The following is a 19,525-nucleotide window of genomic DNA, read 5'->3' on the forward strand; positions in this document are numbered from 1 at the left end:
GCACCCGGAGGGCTCCATGGCGTCCACGATTCCCGACCCGCACCCCCACACGCGCGGCGTGCACGACACGCCGCCGCCCGCGGACCGGGCGGGCCGTATCGAGGTCCACGGCATCGATCACATTCCCGAGCGGGAACGCCGCGGCCGTGCACGGGAGTTGTTCGTCGTCTGGGCGGCGGCGAACGTCAACTACCTGAGCCTGGTGGTCGGTGGAGCCCTGATACTCATGGGCCTGAGCCTGTGGCAGGCGCTCGCCGTGATCATCGTGGGCAACCTGTTCTGGGTGCCCGTCGGCCTCCTCGCCGTCTCGGGCCCGGCCTCGGGCACGCCGAGCGAGGTGATCATGCGGGCCATGTTCGGCGTCCGCGGCAACCGTGTGAACATCGCGGTCACCGGCTGGGTGATCTGCATCTGCTACATCGCCCTCAACCTGGCGGCCGCGGCGCTGGCAGCCTTCTCCCTGGTCGAGAAGGCCGGCATCGTGCCGAACGCAGGTGTCAAGATCGCCGTCGTGATGGTCATCGCCGCGCTCACCCTGGCCATCAGCGTCTACGGGCACGCCACGATCATGAAGCTCTACCTCCCGATCACCGTTGCCCTCACCGCCGCGTTCGCCGTCCTGGCCTTCAGCGTGCTCGGGCACACCGACTTCGGTTACGAGCCCGCCCAGCCGCTGACCGGCAGCGCCCTGTGGGCGGCCCTCGCCGGCGGCATCACCCTCATCGCCTCGGGCCCGCTCTCGTACACCAACAGCGCCGACTTCTCCCGCTACCTGCCCCGCACGACCTCCCCGAAGGCAATCGTGGGCTGGACCTCGCTCGGCGGCTTCCTGCCCGGCGTCGTCGTCACCTCACTGGGCGCGTTCGCCGCGACCGCGGTCGACATGACCGACCCTCAGACCGCGCTGGAGACGATCCTGCCCAGCTGGTTCACCCCCGTATTCCTGCTCGCCCTGGTGCTCGGCACGATCTCCATCAACGCCATGACCGCCTACAGCTCCGGCCTCGCACTCCAGGCCGTCGGCGTGCGCATCCGCCGTTCCCTCAGCGTGATCGTCGACGGAGTTCTCGGTGTCGCCCTGACCCTGTACGCGCTGCTCGTGTCCAACTTCCTCGACACCGTCGGCAACGTCCTTCAGCTGACCGTCGTCCTGCTCGGACCCAGCACGGCCGTCTACGCCACGGACATCCTGCTGCGCCGTAATCGCTACGACGGCCTCGCGCTGACGGACGAAACGCCCGGCAGCCCCTACTGGTTCACCGCAGGCGTCAACTGGGCAGGTGCCCTGGCGCTCACCGCGGGCACAGCCGCGGCCGCCCTCTGCGTGAACACCCTGTACACCGGGCCGCTCGCCCGCGCCCTGGGCGGTGTGGACCTCGCCCTGCCTGTCGGCATCGCCGTGGCGTCGGCCGTCTACGCGACCTTGATGTGGCGCTCCCGCGACGGGCTCGGCATGGCGCAGCGGGCATGAGCCGCCGCACGGCCCTCCAGGTCACGGGGGAGCGACCGGGGCAGCGCGGCCACCACCGGGGCCGCCTGATCCGGGACGGGATCGAGGAGGAGGGTCCGGTCGCCGTGTGCCGCACCGCCGCCAGGTAGGGGGCGCGCCCCGGAACGCGAGTACGCCCGCAGCGCAACGGGGGCCCGCAGCACAACCGGCCCCGGGGCAGTTCACGGTTCGGCAGCCCAAGCCGGGCGGGACGTCCCCCATTCGGCCCGTAGTGGTTGCTGGTGCGCGTCGTTAGAGGTGGGCTGTCACTGCGCCTGGCGATAGTCGCCGGCGCCAGGAGCGCCCCGCCGAACGGGCGGGCCAGCTCCCCCACCGACCCATACGAGACTTGGAGATCCCCATGCCTTACCGCAAGGGACAGCACGTGGAGTACCGGGACCAGCAGGACGAGCTCCAGCGGGGCGAGATCCGCAGCGCCGAGGGCAGCGGGGCGCAGGCCCGCTACGCCGTCCAGAACGAGGCGACCATGCGCGAGGACAAGGTCAGCGAGAACCAGATCGAGCGGGAGCTGTAGTCACAGCCTTGCCGACACAGCCGCCGTTGCACGGAACCAAAGTGCAGCGGCGGCTGCTCGTGTTTCATCGCAGCTGGGGCCCGGTCACGGACTTCCAGGCTCGTTCACTCCCGAGCACCCAGGCCGCCGAAGTGTCCCGAGTGGGGCGCCGGGTCTGGAGAAGCCAAGGCTCGGCGGGCCGTCACCACCGCATGCAGCGCAGGGCCATCAAGGCCACATCGTCGTGGATCCGGCCGCCGGTCCATGAGCGCAGGTCGTCCAGCACACGGTCGAGCAGGGCGTCCGGATCGTTCTCGCCGATGCCTCGGAGGCGTTCGGCGACCGGGTAGAAGTGGCCCTGCCGATTGCGGGCTTCGGAGGTGCCGTCGGTGAAGAGCAGCAGCAGGTCACCGGGCTGGAAGGGGACCTTCTGCGAGCGATAACAGTCACCGGCCAGCTCGCACAGCCCCAGTGGTGGCGCAGCCACCTCGGGCGATACCTCGGTGACGGTCCCCTCGCGGTGGCGCAGCAGCGGTGGGGGATGGCCGCAGTTGACGATGACGGCCGCGTGGTTTTCCTCCGGTGCCGTGGCGACCAAAATCGCGGTGGCGAAATCTTCGCTCCGGCCGCGCCGGGCAATCGCGCCGTCGAGTCGTGTGGCCACGCTGTCCAGGCCGGGTTCCGTTCGGGCCACGTCACGGAAGACGCCGAGGACGTCGGCGGCGACCTCCACTGCTTCGAATCCCTTGCCGCGGACGTCGCCCAACAGCACCCGGATGCCGAACTTGGTCTCCAGCAGGTCGTACAGATCCCCGCCGATTCGAGCATCCGGCTCCGCGGCGGCATAGCGCACCGCCACCTGCAGACGGCCGATCCGGGGTGGGAGCGGGCGCAGCAGCGCCCTCTGAACCGCCTCAGCAATGTTGTGCAGCCGGGCCGCCGCCTGCTCTTCTCTGCGCATAAGGGCGATAACACCCGAAGTGACGGCGGCGGCCAGCACCACGCAGCCCGCGGAGCTCACGTGGATCACTGTCGGCACACTTGGGTTCGCCCGGGCGAGTGCGAACACCAGGACGATCGCGAGAACACCCGCAGCCAGCGGAGCCCAAACCCTCCGGGCTCCAACCGCAGCCAGCACCGGCACCGAAATCAGGACCGGGGAAAGGGTGCTGTCCGGCCCGGACAGCAGATCGACAACTACGCACACCAAGATCATCAGGCAGCCGAGGCCAAGGAGAAACTTCACGCCGAGGGGCAGCTGCACCCACCTGTGGCGCTCGTACCAGGCAACCATGGGTGTCCCCTCTGTCCAGGGCTCTCCCCTCCCAATGTTCCGGGCCGCGTCGTCATCCCGCCAGCCGGCGAGTAGTGGCAGTAAAAGGCGCTTTGCGGCCGAACCGGGCCCGCCGCGGCGCCCACGGCTCGTACCTCGACGAGTGCTGCCGCACCCCCGGCCGGCGAGACCCAGCCCGCCCGGTGTCTCAAGTGCCGCAGGATCCGACGCCGCCCCTCGGTGGACTGCGGGCTCTGCCTAGACCTGCGCGGGAAAAAAACCCCGAGGTCGCTGAGGCGGCGTTCCGGGTGCGGCTCGCCGAAGAGGGCGCGACTCTCCGGGGTCCTCGACGACTTTGTCGAGGGCGCTAAAGATCTCCGTCTTGGCCTGGGTGTTCTCGACGACGGCTTCGGCCTGCGCCGCTCGCGAGCGAGTGGCATTCTCTCTTGAACGCGCCGTCCAACGAGGCACACCGGACCGCGCAAGCGCCGAGGGCGCCCTTGCCCGGATGCTCTTCACCGGCAGTCTCGACGACCTGGCCGGCCGTCAGCTCGTCGTCCCGCAACCTTTGAGGTTCCCAGCCTTCCGTCAGGCAGCCCCCACGCATCGTTCCGCGACCTCGGTGCCGTGAGCTCCCCGCACCCCCGACACCAGACCGGCTGCCCCACGGGGCCGCTCCCGGTGCGTCGGCCGGGGCAGCGGTCTGCGCTCCGTCGTCACCGCTCTAGCGCACGACTCCCGAGGCCGCTCGTAACGACGGTGCGCATGGGAACGCCGCGGAAGGTTTGGATGAGGACGACCGCCGCACCGGCGGTCACACACTGGTCGGCGAGGTTGAAGATCCCTGACTCGCCGAACTGGATGAAGTCCAGCACAGCACCACGACCGAATCCGGGTGTGCGGAATATGCGGTCGGCGAGGTTGCCGCCGGCGCCCGCGAAGATCAGTCCGAGACCGACCGCCCAGCCGGTGGACCGGATGGAGGGGGCGACCCGGGCGATGAGGATGAGCACGACGATCGCCAGGAGGGTGAAGACCAGGGTTGCGCGGGGCGCGAAGGAGCCGGCCGCTCCGGAGTTGCGGAAAGCGGTGAAGGTCACCGCACCGCCCAGCGGGTGCCTGGGTTCATGGCCCTCAACGACAACCGCGGCGATGGCCTTCGTGATCTGGTCCACGGCGAATCCTGCCGCCGCAATCGTCCACAGCAGATACATCCGCCGCACCGCCCACCTCCTGATCGCCGGCCGTTCTTCACCGAGCGTACGCGCCGGGGCGGCATGATCCGCCTACGTCATCCGACTTCACAACCTCGCCCGCACTGGATAACTTCCGCCCCATAGGTGACAGTTTTTAGGCGTTCACGGCCCAGGGCAGATGTGCGGGCGTGACGGCGAGCTCGTCCAGGATGCTCGGCAGTGCGATGTTCACGGACGAGTCGTCCAGCACCTGCAGTAGCTGGGCCGGCGCGATCACCAGCGGCGGGACCATCTCACTGCTGGCTTGCGCCAGTTCCTTGATGCCGCGGATTCCGTGTATCGCGGGCGTATCGAAAATCGCATACGCCACCGCAACGGCCCTCCGTCTCCAATGGGGGCATGAACCACAACGCATCCCTGTCAGCACCGCCCCGCCGCGCGCAGGATCGTGCTCCTCGGCCTGGCGATCCTCGGCATGGCGAGCGCCGCGTTCGTCGTGCGGGGGCCGCTCATGATGGCCGCTCCGATGTGCATGGCCGGGCGGTGGCACGGCTGCTTCGACACGTTCAACGGTGTCGTGCTCATCACGTTGGTCGCGCTGCCGTTGGCCGCGCCGGTGGTGTGGGTTCTGGCGCGCCGTCGGCGTGCCGCCGGCGTCACATCGGCGTGGCGGATGTCGCTGGCCGAGGTGGGCATGGTCCACGGGACGGTGCCGTTCCTATGGATGACCATGATGCCGGGCGCCGCTGCCGGCACCGTCCCCGGCCGGGTGAGCCTGGTACCGCTGCGGGACCTGCTCACGATGGGGCCGGTCGGGATCGTCGGCAACCTGCTGATCTTCGCGGCGCTGGGGTACTTCGCCCCGATGCGGTTCGCGGCGCCGGCGTCCGTGCCGCGGATCCTGGCGCTCGGGGCGGGCTGCTCGGTCCTGGTCGAAACCGCACAGTACGTCCTGCGGCTGGACCGGGTGTCCTCCGTGGACGACGTACTGGTCAACGCCGCCGGCGCCGTGCTGGCCGCGCTGGCGTCGCGCCGCTGGTGGTGCACTACCGCGGAAGCGCTGTCGGACCAGCGTCGCCCCGCGCTGGCATCGGCAGGCTGAGTCGAGTGTCCGGTGTGCACACGTCTTTGCATACGTCGGCGATATGTTGTGCTGCTTAGGCTTCGGACATGCGCGTGGAGGACGAGCCCTACCTGGCCGAAGCCGTCCGTGACGGTCTGCGGCTGGAGGCGATCGCCGCCGACATCGCCGGCGACGGCGACTCCGCCCTGGAACTGCTCAGCGTCAACTCCTACGACCTCGCGGTCCTCGACCGCGACATCCCCGGCCCCTCCGGCGACGAGGTGGCCCGGCGCATCGTCGCCTCGGGCAGCGGTATCCCGATCCTCATGCTCACCGCTGCCGACCGGATCGACGACAAGGCTTCCGGGTTCGAGCTCGGCGCCGACGACTACCTCACCAAACCGTTCGAGCTGCGAGAGCTCGTCCTGCGGCTGAGGGCGCTCGACGGCAGGCGCGCGTACCCAGCCTGCGAACACCACCGCGCAACTCGGCGACGTCGGACTGCAGCCCGAGTCCATCGGCGACGTCATCACCCGCGACGGCGAGCGTGCCGGGATCGAGATCCGATTCACCGGCCACAGGCCCCGCCGGGGCCTGGCGACCTCCTCCCGCCTGAAGGGCCACGATCAGATCGTCATCGCCGAACAGGGCGGATGGGCTCTGCACTCCAGGTGCTGGCGGGCTACCTCGAGGTCGTCGACGAGGGGGAGGACAACGCCCGGCTCGGCGTGTTGCAGGAGAGACGTTCTCTGCAAGTTTTCGAGAGAATGCGACGCATCGCGCGCTCCTGAAATGCGTGACGCGTCGCATCGTCAGCACGACGACGAGAATGACGTCGTCACCGCCGCCTTGACTCCCGGTTCCTGGAATGTGAGTGATGTGCGATCGCGCAGTGGCTGGCTGGGGAGCGTCAGCCCAGCGCCAGTCGGGGTATCTCCCGTCCCGGGGAGCGGTCCATCACCATCAGCAGGCCGGCCTCGCGAGTCCTCTCGTAGGCGGCCTCGTCTATGACGCCCAGCTGGAACCAGATCGCTTTGGCGCCGATCGCCACAGCCTGGTCGGCGACGCCTCCGGCGAGGGCGGAGTTGACGAACACGTCCACCACATCCACCGGGAAAGGGATCTCCGCAAGGGAAGCGTAGCCCTGCTCGCCGTGCACCGTCTCGGCCTTGGGGTGCACGGGCACCACTCGCTTGCCGATGCGCTGCAGCTTCTCGGCCACGCGGTAGGCGGCCCGTTCGGGGTTGTCGGACAGGCCCACCACGGCCCAGGTGTCTCCGGCAGCGGTGAGAATCCGCCTGATTGTCGCGTCATCGCCATAGAGCGTCATGCCCGGCACCGCCGTGCGGTGGTGAGTTCCGCACCAGTTGCCGCCGACCGCATGATCATGAGGAGCGTCAGGTCTGTGGACTTCGTCAGTCGCATGGGTAGACGTTAGCCAGTTTGGATACTGTATGCAATAGGTATCTTGGGCGCCCATCGTTTGACAGGAGCAGCTGGGGAGATCAGCGGGGCTGTGGCCGGGGCCGACGCTGTCCAGGTGTCTCAACCGCATCGGACGGTCCTGCGCGAGTGCTTCAGGAAGGCAGCGTGGCCAGCCAGTCGGTGAGGATCTGGTTGACCTCGGCGGGGCGTTCTTGCTGGATCCAGTGGCCGCAGCCGTCGAGGATGTGGGAGGAGACCAGACCTGGAAGCGTGACCGGGTAGGCGTGGATCGCGTCGGCCAGCCAGGTCGTGGAGGCGTCCAGAGCGCCGCCGATGAACACCGAGGGCTGGGTGATGGGGGCGCCGTCGAAGGCGGTGAGATCCTCCCAGTCGCGGTCCATGTTCCGGTACCGGTTGAGCGCGCCGGTCAGACCGGTGCGCTCGAACTCAGCGGCATAGAAGTCGAGATCCCGCTCACCGAGCCAGCCGGGCAGCCGACCGCCGGGAAACCGGTCGCGCAATGTTCCACCCCTGCTGACGAAGTGCGGGTCCGGAGCGCCGGTCGCGGGCATGGTGTCGGCGGACAGTGCCGCGTAGAAGCCGGCGAGCCAGCCGCGTACATCGGGTTCGATCTCGGCTTCGGCCCGGCCGGGCTCCTGCAAGTACGAGACGTAGAACTCCTCGTCCCCGCCCATCTGGGCGAAGATGCTGGTCGGGCGGGGGCCACCACGCGGGGTGTAGGGAACGCTCAGCAATCCCACCGCGCGGAAGACCTCCGGCCTGAGCAGGGCGGAGTGCGCGGCGATGGTGGCGCCCCAGTCGTGGCCGACGACCACTGCCGACTCCTCGCCCAGGGCGCGCACCACCGCGGCGTTGTCCTCCACGAGATCGAGCATCCGGTACGCATGTGTCGCAGCCGGCTTGGAGGAGCGGCCGTAGCCGCGTACGTCGATGGCGACCTCTCGGCGAAGAAATCGTCCGGTGCGTGATCTCCGAACTGTGCTGTGCCATACGCCGCCTCCAGGACCGGTTGCTGTGCGCCAGGACCGGCCCCATCTGCTGTCCCGTCGGTTCTGCACCGATCATGCGCAAGACACTGTCAAAGAAGCGAGTCCGTTTGCCGATTCGGCAAGTCTGACCCGCGGCGGTGGCGTCGACGCGCGGCCCCGAGTACCTGGCCGGGACCGCTGGTGCAGTCTCGTATCAGAGAGTGCACGCCTCGGGCACCCTCCGTGCGGCAACGGTTACCGCGACCGGAAAACGGAGGGCGTGGGGCCGGTGCCTGCTGTTACGATCGATTGACCAGAAGTGGTAGCAGACAGGGAGAGACACATGGTGGGTGACGACGACATCTCCGGGTGATACCGGAAGTGTTCAGCCATGGACAGGAGCGCCGAGGCGCCGCCGTGGCTATTTCGTCGTTTCATAACCACCTTCTCTTGTGGGTGACGCCATGGGCGTTCCCCTGTCACACGAGGTCTTCACATGTCCGACGCCTTTGTCGTCTGCTCGAACCTTTCCTTTTCCTGGCCCGATGACCAGCAGGTCTTCCAGGATCTTTCGTTCACCGTCGGCGGCGGCCGCACCGGCCTGGTCGCACCGAACGGCGCCGGGAAGAGCACCCTGCTCAAGCTGATCGCCGGCGAGTACAAGCCCAGCCGGGGAAGCGTGTCCACCGAAGGGGTGCTCGGCTACCTCCCCCAGAGCCTGCCGCTGGTCGGCGACCTGACCGTGTCAGAGGTCCTGGGCGTCGCTCAGAAGATCAAGGCTCTGGACGCGATTGAGTCCGGGGACACGAGCGAAGAACACTTCAGCACCATCGGTGACGACTGGGACATCGAGGAGCGCACTCATGCTCAGCTGGACCGACTCGGGCTGGGGCAGATCGCGCTCACCCGGCACCTGCATAGCCTCAGCGGTGGCCAGGTCATCTCGCTGGGCCTCGCGGCGCAGTTGCTGAAGCGGCCCGACGTCCTGCTCCTCGACGAACCGACCAACAACCTTGACATCGACGCACGGCACAAGCTGTATGACGCGCTGGAGGAGTGGCGCGGCTGCCTGCTGCTGGTCAGTCACGACCGCGCACTGCTCGACCGCATGGACCGCATCGCGGAACTCGACCGAGGCCAAGTGCGTTTCTACGGGGGGAACTTCACCGCGTACGTGGAAGCCGTGAGCGCCGCCCGGGAGGTCGCCGAGAAGAACATTCGCAGCGCCGAGCAGGACCTCAAGCGGGAGAAGCGGGAACTGCAGCAGGCCCGCGAGCGGGCCGAGCGCCGGGCCGGCAACGCGGCCCGCAACCTCAAGAACGCCGGTCTGCCGAAGATCTTCGCCGGGAACATGAAACGCGGCGCCCAGGAAGCGGCGGGCAAGTCACATCAGACCCATTCGTCGCGGGTCAGCGATGCCAAGGACCGGCTCGACGACGCCGGCCGCGCGCTGCGGGACGAGCAGAAGATCACCCTGGAGCTCCCGGACACCAACCTTCCGGCCGGGCGCACCGTCTTCCTGGGCGAGCAGTTGCAGTTCCACTACGGCGAGAAGGCACTGTTCGCCGACGCGGGCACGGACCTGACGATCCGAGGCCCCGAGCGAATCGCACTGACCGGTCCCAACGGTGTCGGCAAGTCCACCCTGCTGCGCATGATCAACGGCGATCTGGAACCGGACAGCGGCTCGATCAAGCGCGCCGACGGCCGTGTGGCCTACCTGTCGCAGCGCCTGGACCTGCTGGCTCTGGACCGCACGGTGGCCGAGAACCTGGCCTCGTTCGCGCCGGCCATGCCGGAGGCGGACCGGATGAATCTGCTCGCCCGCTTCCTGTTCCGGGGCCCTCGTGTGCACCTCCCGGTCGGGGTGCTGTCCGGCGGCGAGCGGCTGCGGGCCAGCCTGGCCTGCATCCTGTACGCCGAACCGGCCCCGCAGCTCCTGCTGTTGGACGAGCCGACCAACAACCTCGACCTCGTCAGCGTCGGGCAACTGGAGAGCGCGCTCAACGCCTTCCAGGGCGCCTTCGTGGTGGTCAGCCATGACGCGCGGTTCCTCACGGAGATCAAGGTGGGCCGCTGGCTGCGGCTCGCCGACGGGCGGCTGCTGCAGACGGCGGCGCCGGAGATGGCTTCCGGACACCAGGACGGTTCAGGCCGGTAGGGCGGACCCGCCCCTCAACCGGGCGGGCAATCCCCGTCCCTCGCGCCAGGCCGAACCCGTCCCTCACCCGGGTGGACCGACCTCGCCCCTTGCGCTCGGGCGGGCCGCGTCCGCCCGGGCTTCGCCACTCGCGTCCGCGGCTCCGACCCCGGGCGCGACCACCCACCCCGTTTGGTGCTCGTATGCCTCAAGCTGCTCTGCTCGCCCACGATCTCGTCCGCACGCTCGGCACCCGCCGGGTTCTCGACGGCTTCTCCCTCACCGCGGCACCCGGCCACCGGATCGGATTGATCGGCGAGAACGGCGCCGGAAAGTCCACCCTGCTGCGGCTGCTCGCCGGCGAGGACACACCCGACGCCGGCACCGTCGTCAGCCCGGCCGACCTCGGCTTTCTACCGCAGGAGATGCCGTTCGACGCCACCTCGACCATCTCCGATGTGCTCGATCACGCCCTGCGGGAAGTCCGTGAGGAACTCTCCGGACTCGACGGGATCACCGCCGCGCTCGCCGGGACACCGCAGGACTCACCCGGCTACGCCGCCCTGCTGGTCGAGTACGGCGTGCGGCTCGACCGGGCGCAGGAAAGTGGGGTTTGGGACGCCGACCGGCGCGCTGCGATCGTCCTCGCCGGACTCGGCCTGGGCTCCATCCCGTACGACCGGACCCTCGAGGCCCTTTCCGGCGGACAGCGCAGCCGGCTCGCGCTCGCCGCGTTGCTGACGCGGCGGCCCGCCGCGCTCTTGCTCGACGAGCCCACCAACCATCTGGACGACGGCGCAGCGGCCTTCCTGGAGGAGCAGTTGCGCGGCCTGCCGGGGACCGTGCTGCTGGCGAGCCACGACCGGGCGTTCCTCGACGCCGTCTGCACCGACCTGATCGACCTCGACCCGTCCGCCGAGGGACCCACCCGGTACGGCGGCAACTACACCGCCTACCAGGGGCTCAAACGCGCCCAGCGGGAACGCTGGCAGCAGCGCTTTGCTCAGGAAGAGGAGGAACTCGCCGAACTACGCAGCGCCGCCGCCACGACCGCGCAGCGGGTCGCACCGGGACGGACCAGAAGCGACAACGAGAAGATGGGCTACGGCCACACGACCGGCCGGGTGCAGAACCAGATTGCACGACGGGTCCGCAGCGCCGCCCGCAGACTCGACGACCTGGAGCGCAACCACGTCAGCCGGCCACCCGAGCCACTGCGGTTCCACGGCACCTCCCTTGCGGCCGCTTCCGATGACGGCATCCTTGTGTCGCTACGGGACATCCACGTAACCGACCGTCTCTCCATCGACCGCCTCGACGTGCTGTCCGCCGACCGGCTGCTGGTCACCGGGCCGAACGGGGCGGGCAAGTCGACCCTGCTCGGTGTGTTGGCCGGACGACTTGACGCGGGCGGCGAGGTTCAGCAACGCAGCGGGCTCACGGTCGGCCTGCTGACCCAGGACACTGCGTTCGGCCGGCCGGACCGTACCGTCCGAGAGACGTATGAGCTGGCGCTCGGCGCCGAGCGCGCCGAGTCCGTACCGCTTGACTCGCTCAGCCTGTTCAACACGCACACCCTGGAGCAGAGAGTCGGGGAGGTGTCGGTCGGCCAGCGCCGCCGGCTCGCCCTGGCGCTGCTGCTGGCGCACCCGCCCGAGCTCCTGCTGCTCGACGAGCCCACCAACCACCTCTCGCCTCTGCTCTGCGACGAACTGCAGGAGGCCCTTGGCACCAGTCCTGGTGCCGTGGTGGTCGCCAGCCACGACCGGTGGCTGCGCTCCCGCTGGCCGGGCCGTGAGTTCCGGCTCCGTGCGTGGTGAGGCGAACGAAAGCGAGTGAGAATCCGACACATTCAATGCGACAGGACACCGCTGACCTGCAGCGTCTCGGTTCGTGCCCCGTTCGATGCCAAGATCGTGAGATTGTGCCGCGAAGATGAGATCCCACAGCACCTGGAGGGTCTCGCGGCACTTGTCATAGAGCGTGCGCTGCACAGCAAGTTCGGCATTTGTCTGAGGGCACGTTCCTGAGCGTGTGTCTCAGCTCCAAGGGCATTTCCTCGGCGCAGCGTCAGACCCGTGCTGGAAGATGGGCGACGTGCTGCCCCGCGTCTACCGCGTCACCAAGTACGACTCAGCCGTCCGCGACAAGCACGGCCACTACACCGGCACCGAGGACACGGTCAGCGATCACGGGGAGATCGAGGCGCCCAATCTTCAGGCGGTCGAGGCGTTCGCCGCGGGGCCGGCATCGACCGCCGGTCCGTCCGCGAGCCGGAGGTTCCGTTCCTCGTGCTCTTCGGCGTCGAGCGGCCCCTGAACCACTTTGGGCTGGACGGACTCTTCCGGACGACCACCGCACGGTCTACGGGGTTTGCACCGGGCCGGACCGGTCCCAGCCGGGGGTCAGCTCCTCCCGGTGGATGTCCTCGGCGTGGACCTGCTCGCCGCAGGTCTCGCAGACCGTGTGGGTGACGAGTTCGTGGTCCCGGTGACGGATCCGGCTGGGCGGCGTGGTGACGACCCAGCGGTCGCCCCAGCCGATGAGCTCGCGGGTGATGCCTCCGAGATCGCCCCCTGCTTCCGTCAGGTAGTAGCCGCTGTACCGCGCGTCGTCCGGCAGCGGGCGCCGTTCGAGGATGCCGCTCTCCACCAGTGCCTTCAGGCGCGCCGCCAGGCGGTCCGTGGGGGCGCCGGTGTTCCTGGCGATCTGGCGGAACCGGTGGTTGCCGAGCATGACCTCGCGGATCGCCGGCAGAGCCCATCGGTCGCCGATGATCTGCAGGGCGGCGGTGAGCGAGCATGGGCGTCCGGTCATGTCCTGGGGATCGATGCGCATGGTCACGGCCCCAGTATCGCCCCGGCAGGGTTTGGTTTCCAAATCACTCCGTTCTTGGCTTGCGTCATGATTACGCCGCTTCTATTTTCAAAGCACTCTCGAACGGCCGCCGCAGTCGTCCTGGTGGCCGTCTTCATGACCAACTTGGATCTGTCGGTCTGACCCTGGGCGCTCTGGTGGCCGCCGGTGTGTATGCCCTGCCGGGGCACCGTGCGGCGACCGGGTCGGCGCTGGTCAACTTCGTCCGCCAGATCTCGGTCACGGTCGGCGTCGCCGTCCTGGTCGTGGTGGCCGGCTCCCATGTAGGTGCCGCCTCACCTCCCGACTTCCGGATCGTCTGGTGCGTAGCCGCCGTACTGGGCCTGCCGACGTCGGTGATCGGTGTGCACCTCGGCCGTGGCGGACGCTCGGGCCGAACGACGTGCGCCGCGTCGAAGCAGTCCAGGGCGGATGTGCGGGCTCTGATGGACGCGTCCTGACCGACGACTTTCCCTTCGTTCGGCGGCAGTTGGGGCCGTGCCGGCGTTCGGATGCGACGAGCGTCAGGAGGTCGGGTAGTCAGGAGGATGCGTCGGCATGACGCCCGGTCCAGGGTGGTTTGATTTTCCAAGTCTTCGAGTTATAGTGAGTTTGATTTTCCTACTCATTGGTAATCGCGCCGGGCGGCCCGCCCGTCGCCCTGGCGGCCAAGGAGGCCCGCACCATGCGTGACGCAGTCATCGTCGAAGCCGTACGCACGCCGATAGGCAAGGGCAGGCCCAACGGCGCCCTCGCGCACGTCCACCCCGTGGAGCTCCTCGCCCACACCTTGCGCACCCTCGTCGAGCGCTCCGGCGTCGATCCCGCCCTCATCGACGACGTCATCGGCGGCACCGTCGACCAGGTCGGCGAGCAGGCCATGAACACCACTCGGTACGCCGTACTGTCGGCGGGCTTCCCCGAGACGGTCCCGGCGACCACCGTGGACCGCCAGTGCGGCTCCTCCCAGCAGGCGGTGCACTTCGCCGCGCAGGGCGTCATCTCGGGTGCGTACGACCTCGTCGTCGCCTGTGGCGTCGAGTCGATGAGCCGGGTACCGATGTGGTCGAACGTGCCCGCCGGCAAGGACCCCTTCGGCCCCGGAGTCGCCGAGCGCTACCCCGAGGGCCTCGTCCCGCAGGGCATCAGCGCCGAACTCATCGCCGCCAAGTGGTCCATCACGCGCGAGCGGATGGACGCCTTCGCCGTCTCCTCGCACCACAAGGCGGCCGCCGCCTGGGACGCCGGCCTGTTCGACGCCGAGACCGCGCCCCTGGCGGGCGTCACCCGCGACGAGTGCGTACGGCCCGGCAGCACCCCGGAGATCCTGGCCGGCCTCAAGCCCGCCTACTACGAGCCCGGCTTCGGCGAGCGCTTCCCGCAGATCGAGTGGAACGTCACCGCGGGCAACGCCAGCCCCATCAACGACGGCGCCTCGGCTGTCCTGATCACCTCCAGCGAGACCGCGGCCCGCCTCGGCCTGCGCCCCCTCGCCCGCCTGCACAGCTTCGCCGTCACCGGCTCCGACCCGCTGCTGATGCTCACCGGCGTCATCCCGGCGACCGAGAAGGTGCTGCGCAGGGCGAACCTGAGGCTCGACGACATCGACCTGTTCGAGGTCAACGAGGCCTTCTCCAGCGTGGTCCTGGCCTGGCAGCAGGAGACCGGCGCCGACCTCGCCAAGGTCAACGTGCACGGCGGCGCGATCGCCATCGGCCACCCCCTCGGCGCGAGCGGCACCCGCCTGACGACCACCCTGGTCCACGCCATGCGCGAGCGCGGCGCCCGTTACGCCCTGCAGACGATGTGCGAGGCAGGCGGGCTCGCCAACGCGATGGTGGTGGAGGCCGTCTGACGGGACGTCCGAGTGCGGGCTGCCCGTCCGGTGACCGACGAGGTGATCTCGAGTCCGCCAGGTCGGCCGCACCGACATGGCCGTGCCGGGCGGACTCTGTCAGTTCTCCGCTCCTGAGCGTTGGCGAGGGCGGCCAGGTCGTGCCGCGCGACGGCGAGGTGTGTCGACGGGATCGGCCGCACGCGACTGGACCACGAGGATGTCCTCGGGGGACAGTCCCTGCCGTCCTCGGCGGTGAGCGTGATCGGTTGGGGCCGCTTTCCCGTGCGGGCGTCGATGACGCGGTTGATGGGCTCGTCGTCGTCGAACAGGTGCCTCTGGCCTCACTGGCGCATTGCTGCGAGGACGGTGTGAAAGTACCGTCCCTTCTCGGTGAGGACGTACTCGTGCGAGTTCCCGAGTTCCGACTCGTGGATCTCGAAGATGCCTACTGCTACGAGTTCTTGCAGTCGTGCGGTGAGGACGAGCGTCTCGCCGAGCGTCTCGCCGGATTCCTTGCTCTACGTGGTGTAGCAGCGGCTCTGGGAGAGCGGCGGTAGACATGCCACCAGCCGCTGATTGGCTCTCGCGCCGGAACGGCGCACCGGGGGAGACTGCTGCGATGCCGTGTTTGAAGGAGTTGTGATGCAGGTAGCTGTGGTTACCTTCGACGGGTTCAACGAGCTCGACAGTTTCATCGCTTCCGCGCTGATCAACCGGTGCCGTAAGGACGGCTTGGAAGCCTTCATTACGACGCCGACACCAGTGGTCACGTCGATGAACGGCGTCGAGGTGACCGGGCAGCGCCCGATGGAGTTCGTGACCGAAGCCGAGGTTGTGCTGATCGGTAGCGGGGTGAAGGCGCGAGACGTGGTCGCCGACGACCGGCTGATCTCCAGGCTGCTGCTCGACCCTTCGCGACAGTTGATCGGTGCGCAGTGCTCCGGTGCGCTGGTGCTCGCCCGGCTCGGGTTGCTCGATGGCATGCCGGCTTGCACGGACAGGAAGAGCCGGCCCTTTGTCGAAGCCTGCGACGTCACCGTGCTGGACGAGCCGTTCCACGCCGAGGGAAACATCGCCACGGCGGGCGGTTGCCTGGCGTCCCAGTACCTCGCCACGTGGGTCATCGCCCGACTCCTCGGAGATGACGCCGCGCGCGACGTCATCGATTACGTGGCTCCGGTCGGCGAAAATCAGGAGACCGTCGAGCGCGCCATGGGCGCCGTCCACGCGGGCGAGGTTGCACTGCGCTGACGCCTCGCGATCAGCATTTTTCAGGATCGCCTGCAGTCCTTCCCGAGCGCATTGAGGCTGCGTTGGATCGTTCTGGTACGCCTCCGGCGTGATGCCGAGCTCGGATGGTGTGTTGCGCATGTCGGCGGCGGAGATCGGAGCCGAGCTGGGGGAGCGGGTGACGCTGCTTCAGTTCCCCACCGCTGTCTGCCGGCCATGCCGGGCGACGCGGCGAATGCTGGCCGAGGTTGCCGGGGCGGTGCCGGGAGCGACGCATGTGGAGATCGACGCGGAGGCCCGACTGGAGCTGGTGAGACGGCTGGAGATTCTGCGCACGCCGACCGTGTTGGTTCTCGACCCGACCGGCCGCGTTGTCGGCAGGGCGTCCGGGCAGCCCAGGCGTGCGGACGTGATCGCGGCCATCGGTAAGGCAACCGGGAACTCCGTCGCCCCATCGTGATCAAGCATCTCGCCCGAGTCCACTGACCGGCCCGTCGGCTTCGACCTCGCGAACAGCTGGACGTGGGACCGGCTGGAACCGGCTCTGCCGTTGAGTGACGGGCGTTGCGGCGCCGGTGGCGTGATCACGGCAAGTGATCAACGTCGTCTTGCGTCGGGAGAGGACGAGTGTGTCATGGCGTGAGATCGTGCCGCCCTCTGTCGATCGACATCACCGCAGGCCGGCGTCCCGACTGCACCCCATTCATTCAAGCCCGTGATGGCGCAGCGGTCATCGGCATCACGTTACGGGCGGGCCGTGTGCCTCGCTTCTCCGTCCCCGATCGGTTCTGCGTTCCTCATCGGTCGCGTGAAGATCTTGGCGATGCAGGCCGGGACGGCCGCGCCCTGCTCGTGCCGGCGCGCCCGGTACGCGCTCGGGCTCTCGCCCACCAGCTCGGTGAACCGCGAGCTGAACGACCCCAGCGACGTGCACCCGACCGCGAAGCAGACCTCCGTCACCGACAGGTCGCCGCGCCGCAGCAGGGCCTTGGCCCGCTCGATCCTGCGGGTCATCAGGTAGCTGTACGGCGTCTCCCCGAACGCGGCGCGGAAGCTGCGGGAGAAGTGGCCGGGCGACATGTGGGCTGCGCGTGCCAGCGCGGGGACATCGAGCGGCTCCGCGTAGTCGCGGTCCATCATGTCGCGGGTCCGGCGGAGCCGAACCAGGTCCGGTAGCGTCACCGGACCAGCATCGCACGGCCGCCAGGCGGTGCGGCGCCGTCGCGGTGTGACAGGGGCTACGCCACCCGGCGCGGGTGCAAGCCCGTCCGGCGGATCGCCCACGTCGCACGCCGCTGCACCGGACGCCCGGGGCCGATCCTCGAAGATCCGCCGGATCGTCGGCTCCCTCGCTCTGGGTTCTGAACATTCGACGGAGGCTCGTTCGCCCTGCGGCCGCTCGCTCTCGACTCCGGCGACTCGGCGCACATGTGCGGTCGTCTCACATATGGCCTGGTGGCCGCGCTGCCGTGATCACTGCGTGCGTGAGCTGTAGCCACGTTCCGCGATGTCGAACACGTCCGACCTCGGCGCGGTTTCCGCCGTGGGAGCATGATCCGCGGACACCCGCACGGCAGCTCAGACGGAAAGCGGTGGCGATGACCTCGGACAGCCCTACCTCGCACCGAGCAGTGTTCGGGACCTGGCCAACCCCGCTCGAGCCCATGCCACGCCTCGCCCGGGCAATCGGCCTCGGCGCGGACGATCTGTGGATCAAACGTGACGACCTCACCGGCCTGGGCGGCGGCGGCAACAAGGTGCGCAAACTCGAGTGGACCTGCGGTGCAGCGCTCGCCGACGGCGCCACGGCTCTCGTAACCACCGGTGCGCCACAGAGCAACCACGCGCGTCTGACCGCCGCTGCCGGCGCCCGGCTGGGGCTCGACGTCGTCCTCGTGCTCGCCGGCGAACCGGGATCGTCGACGTCCGGCAACCTCGCACTCGACGGTCTATTCGGCGCCACGGTCGTGTGGGCCGGTGATGTCGACGACGCGGCGCTCGACTCCACTGCCGAGCATGTGGCAGAGCAGCTGCGGCAGCGGGGCGTCGTCCCGGCGCTGATCCCCTTCGGTGGTTCCAGCGTCCTGGGTGCTCGCGGTTACGCCGAGTGCGGGCGTGAACTCCTTGCCCAGGCCCCTGACCTGGCGACCGTTGTCGTCGCGGTCGGCTCCGGTGGAACCATGGCCGGCCTCCTCGATCCGCTCGGGTCCGCACGCGTGCTCGGCGTCCATTGCGGTGCCGTAACCGATCCTGCCCGGACCGTGTCCGAACTCGCCTCCGGCCTGACCGGCACACACTGCGCGCCGGAGACGCTGAGCCTGCGGCTCGATCAGGTCGGCGACGGCTACAGCACATTGACCGAAGCGGCCATGGCCGCCCTGACCCTGACCGCCCGCACCGAAGGCATCGTGCTCGACCCGATCTACACGGGACGTGCGATGGCCGGCCTGATCGCGGCGATCGAGGAAGGAGACGTGGTGCCCGGCCAACGCACGATCTTCCTGCACTCGGGCGGTATGCCGGGACTCTTCGGTCACGCCGCGACGCTCGCGAAACTGGAGGAGGCACTGACCTTCTCGAGTCCATAGACGACAGGTCACTCGTCGCCGTCCGGGGTGACCCGGATCGTCTCGTTCCCGAACCGCTTCCCCGACTCGCCCGTCAGCCGCGATGAGCCAGCGCTCCGCTTCGCCGCGTTCCCGCCACCGGGGTTCTCGGCAGGTGCCGGAAGAAGTCGGACCAGTCCGACCCAGGTGTCTTCGTCTCCGGAGATGTGGGCGGCGCGGACCTTCCAGAAGCCGGCCGGTACCGGAACGGGGGCCTGTTCCGGCAGCCCGCCCTCGTTGGGGTACTCGACACCCAGGTCGGCTCCGGCATCGGCGGAGTCCATGAGTACCGCCTGACCGTCCGTCCTCCAGGTGCCGCACTCCTCCCATTCCGTGGCGGGATCGACGAGGACGGCCTCGGCTGCGCCCGACAGGTCGGACTCGGAGTCGGCGGCCAGCCATCGGAGGAAGGCCCGGTGCTCCGGGAGATAGCAACTTCGAGCCGGCTCATCTGCCAGGACCAGTGCCTGCGCGCAGTCCTCGCCCATCACAATCACACCCGCCAGATCCTCGACCGCGCAGGCACGGTCGTAGTCGTCAGGGGTGCCCGCGTCACTGTTGACCATCCCGCCGGCCGTGCAGCCGCCCCACCGGGCCAGTGCAGAAACGGGTACGACCACCAGCGGGCCGCCCACCGACCTGACCCAGGCGAGTGGGCGACTGGCCGGACCTGGCAGGTGAGGTGAGGAGATGGTCATGGTGGCAGTGTGCCTTCAGCCTCTGACCGTGCGAATCGGGGTGCGTGGAGCAGTTTCGGTGCCATCGAGCCACGGACTGGCCCGGCTTCGACGGCATCGGTGCAGAACGCCTGAGACGGGACATCGCCGATATATGAGCCGCGCGTTTTCGCTGATCAGCGGCCAACCGGTGAGGTAGAGGGTAGGTAAGCTCGACACCGACCCGGTTC

Annotated in this window: 19 protein-coding genes and 4 pseudogenes; 14 read left to right on the plus strand and 9 right to left on the minus strand. The window is 68.9% G+C overall.

All coding sequences use genetic code 11. The features are described 5' to 3' along the window. Positions 1-16: 16 nt before the first annotated feature. From OHA03_RS38065 to OHA03_RS38075, 3 genes are all read left to right on the plus strand, one after another. Positions 17-1,471, plus strand: a complete 1,455-nt coding sequence (locus OHA03_RS38065; protein ID WP_267008578.1) for a cytosine permease — start codon at positions 17-19, stop codon at positions 1,469-1,471. Then, the gene (locus OHA03_RS38070; protein ID WP_267008579.1) at positions 1,468-1,599 is read left to right on the plus strand and encodes a hypothetical protein; all 132 of its coding nucleotides are present in this window, start codon (positions 1,468-1,470) and stop codon (positions 1,597-1,599) included. The genes OHA03_RS38065 and OHA03_RS38070 overlap by 4 nt, the downstream gene beginning before the upstream one ends. Positions 1,600-1,850: 251 nt before the next feature. Then, positions 1,851-2,024 carry a hypothetical protein gene (locus tag OHA03_RS38075; protein WP_267008580.1) on the plus strand — a complete coding sequence of 58 codons (174 nt, stop codon included), beginning with the start codon at positions 1,851-1,853 and terminating at the stop codon, positions 2,022-2,024. A 181-nt stretch (positions 2,025-2,205) separates the two neighbouring features. Here the strand turns inward: OHA03_RS38075 and OHA03_RS38080 are convergent, their stop codons facing one another. Further along, positions 2,206-3,297, minus strand: a complete 1,092-nt coding sequence (locus tag OHA03_RS38080) for a PP2C family protein-serine/threonine phosphatase (protein WP_267008581.1) — start codon at positions 3,295-3,297, stop codon at positions 2,206-2,208. 352 nt (positions 3,298-3,649) lie between these two features. Between OHA03_RS38080 and OHA03_RS38085 the strand changes: the two are divergent. After that, a pseudogene (locus tag OHA03_RS38085) lies at positions 3,650-3,835 on the plus strand (hypothetical protein); the annotation flags it as partial. A 157-nt stretch (positions 3,836-3,992) separates the two neighbouring features. Here the strand turns inward: OHA03_RS38085 and OHA03_RS38090 are convergent. Both OHA03_RS38090 and OHA03_RS38095 read right to left on the minus strand, forming a co-directional pair. Then, the gene (locus tag OHA03_RS38090) at positions 3,993-4,490 is read right to left on the minus strand and encodes a signal peptidase II (protein ID WP_267009615.1); all 498 of its coding nucleotides are present in this window, start codon (positions 4,488-4,490) and stop codon (positions 3,993-3,995) included. Positions 4,491-4,626: 136 nt separating this feature from the next. Next, entirely contained in the window at positions 4,627-4,842 is a 216-nt protein-coding gene (locus tag OHA03_RS38095) for a hypothetical protein (protein ID WP_267008582.1), read from the minus strand. A gap of 78 nt (positions 4,843-4,920) precedes the next feature. Between OHA03_RS38095 and OHA03_RS38100 the strand changes: the two genes are divergently transcribed. After that, complete coding sequence (locus OHA03_RS38100) at positions 4,921-5,574, plus strand: VanZ family protein (protein WP_267008583.1); 654 nt, start codon at positions 4,921-4,923, stop codon at positions 5,572-5,574. A 68-nt stretch (positions 5,575-5,642) separates the two neighbouring features. Beyond that, a pseudogene (locus OHA03_RS38105) lies at positions 5,643-5,993 on the plus strand (response regulator); the annotation flags it as partial. 452 nt (positions 5,994-6,445) lie between these two features. Here the strand turns inward: OHA03_RS38105 and OHA03_RS38110 are convergent. Continuing rightward, on the minus strand, positions 6,446-6,865 hold the full coding sequence (locus OHA03_RS38110) for a CoA-binding protein (protein WP_267008584.1): 420 nt from the start codon (positions 6,863-6,865) through the stop codon (positions 6,446-6,448). Positions 6,866-7,112: 247 nt separating this feature from the next. Beyond that, positions 7,113-7,925, minus strand: a pseudogene (locus tag OHA03_RS38115) (alpha/beta fold hydrolase); the annotation flags it as partial. A 520-nt stretch (positions 7,926-8,445) separates the two neighbouring features. Between OHA03_RS38115 and abc-f the strand changes: the two are divergent. The 3 genes from abc-f (at position 8,446) to OHA03_RS38130 (ending at position 12,408) form a co-directional block, all read left to right on the plus strand. Next, positions 8,446-10,110: a ribosomal protection-like ABC-F family protein gene (abc-f, locus tag OHA03_RS38120; protein WP_267008585.1), complete on the plus strand. Its 1,665-nt coding sequence runs from the start codon at positions 8,446-8,448 to the stop codon at positions 10,108-10,110. Between the two features lie 182 nt (positions 10,111-10,292). Further along, on the plus strand, positions 10,293-11,909 hold the full coding sequence (locus OHA03_RS38125) for an ABC-F family ATP-binding cassette domain-containing protein (protein WP_267008586.1): 1,617 nt from the start codon (positions 10,293-10,295) through the stop codon (positions 11,907-11,909). Between the two features lie 214 nt (positions 11,910-12,123). After that, positions 12,124-12,408, plus strand: coding sequence for a hypothetical protein (locus OHA03_RS38130; RefSeq protein ID WP_267008587.1), 285 nt, complete (start codon positions 12,124-12,126; stop codon positions 12,406-12,408). A 45-nt stretch (positions 12,409-12,453) separates the two neighbouring features. Here OHA03_RS38130 and OHA03_RS38135 read toward each other — a convergent pair whose 3' ends face one another. Continuing rightward, a complete protein-coding gene (locus tag OHA03_RS38135; RefSeq protein ID WP_267009616.1) occupies positions 12,454-12,927 on the minus strand; it encodes a helix-turn-helix domain-containing protein in 474 nt (157 codons plus the stop codon). Positions 12,928-13,103: 176 nt separating this feature from the next. Between OHA03_RS38135 and OHA03_RS38140 the strand changes: the two genes are divergently transcribed. Next, entirely contained in the window at positions 13,104-13,406 is a 303-nt protein-coding gene (locus tag OHA03_RS38140) for a hypothetical protein (RefSeq protein WP_267008588.1), read from the plus strand. Between the two features lie 224 nt (positions 13,407-13,630). After that, entirely contained in the window at positions 13,631-14,800 is a 1,170-nt protein-coding gene (locus OHA03_RS38145; RefSeq protein WP_267008589.1) for a thiolase family protein, read from the plus strand. Positions 14,801-15,123: 323 nt separating this feature from the next. On the opposite strand, the pseudogene OHA03_RS48105 reads toward OHA03_RS38145, so the two are convergent. Further along, positions 15,124-15,252, minus strand: a pseudogene (locus tag OHA03_RS48105) (winged helix-turn-helix transcriptional regulator); the annotation flags it as partial. A 172-nt stretch (positions 15,253-15,424) separates the two neighbouring features. Here OHA03_RS48105 and OHA03_RS38150 point away from each other — a divergent pair. Continuing rightward, positions 15,425-16,033 (plus strand): DJ-1/PfpI family protein, encoded by a 609-nt coding sequence (locus tag OHA03_RS38150; RefSeq protein ID WP_267008590.1) that lies wholly within the window; start codon positions 15,425-15,427, stop codon positions 16,031-16,033. Between the two features lie 91 nt (positions 16,034-16,124). After that, the gene (locus OHA03_RS38155; protein ID WP_267008591.1) at positions 16,125-16,472 is read left to right on the plus strand and encodes a thioredoxin family protein; all 348 of its coding nucleotides are present in this window, start codon (positions 16,125-16,127) and stop codon (positions 16,470-16,472) included. Positions 16,473-16,756: 284 nt separating this feature from the next. Here the strand turns inward: OHA03_RS38155 and OHA03_RS38160 are convergent, their stop codons facing one another. Beyond that, on the minus strand, positions 16,757-17,194 hold the full coding sequence (locus tag OHA03_RS38160) for a helix-turn-helix domain-containing protein (protein WP_267008592.1): 438 nt from the start codon (positions 17,192-17,194) through the stop codon (positions 16,757-16,759). A 416-nt stretch (positions 17,195-17,610) separates the two neighbouring features. Between OHA03_RS38160 and OHA03_RS38165 the strand changes: the two genes are divergently transcribed. Beyond that, positions 17,611-18,600: a D-cysteine desulfhydrase family protein gene (locus OHA03_RS38165; protein ID WP_267008593.1), complete on the plus strand. Its 990-nt coding sequence runs from the start codon at positions 17,611-17,613 to the stop codon at positions 18,598-18,600. Between the two features lie 8 nt (positions 18,601-18,608). Here the strand turns inward: OHA03_RS38165 and OHA03_RS38170 are convergent, their stop codons facing one another. Continuing rightward, on the minus strand, positions 18,609-19,316 hold the full coding sequence (locus tag OHA03_RS38170) for an Imm21 family immunity protein (RefSeq protein ID WP_323181357.1): 708 nt from the start codon (positions 19,314-19,316) through the stop codon (positions 18,609-18,611). Positions 19,317-19,525 lie beyond the last annotated feature (209 nt).

Origin of the sequence: Streptomyces sp. NBC_00154 (assembly GCF_026342835.1) — a bacterium.
Lineage (GTDB): Bacteria > Actinomycetota > Actinomycetes > Streptomycetales > Streptomycetaceae > Streptomyces.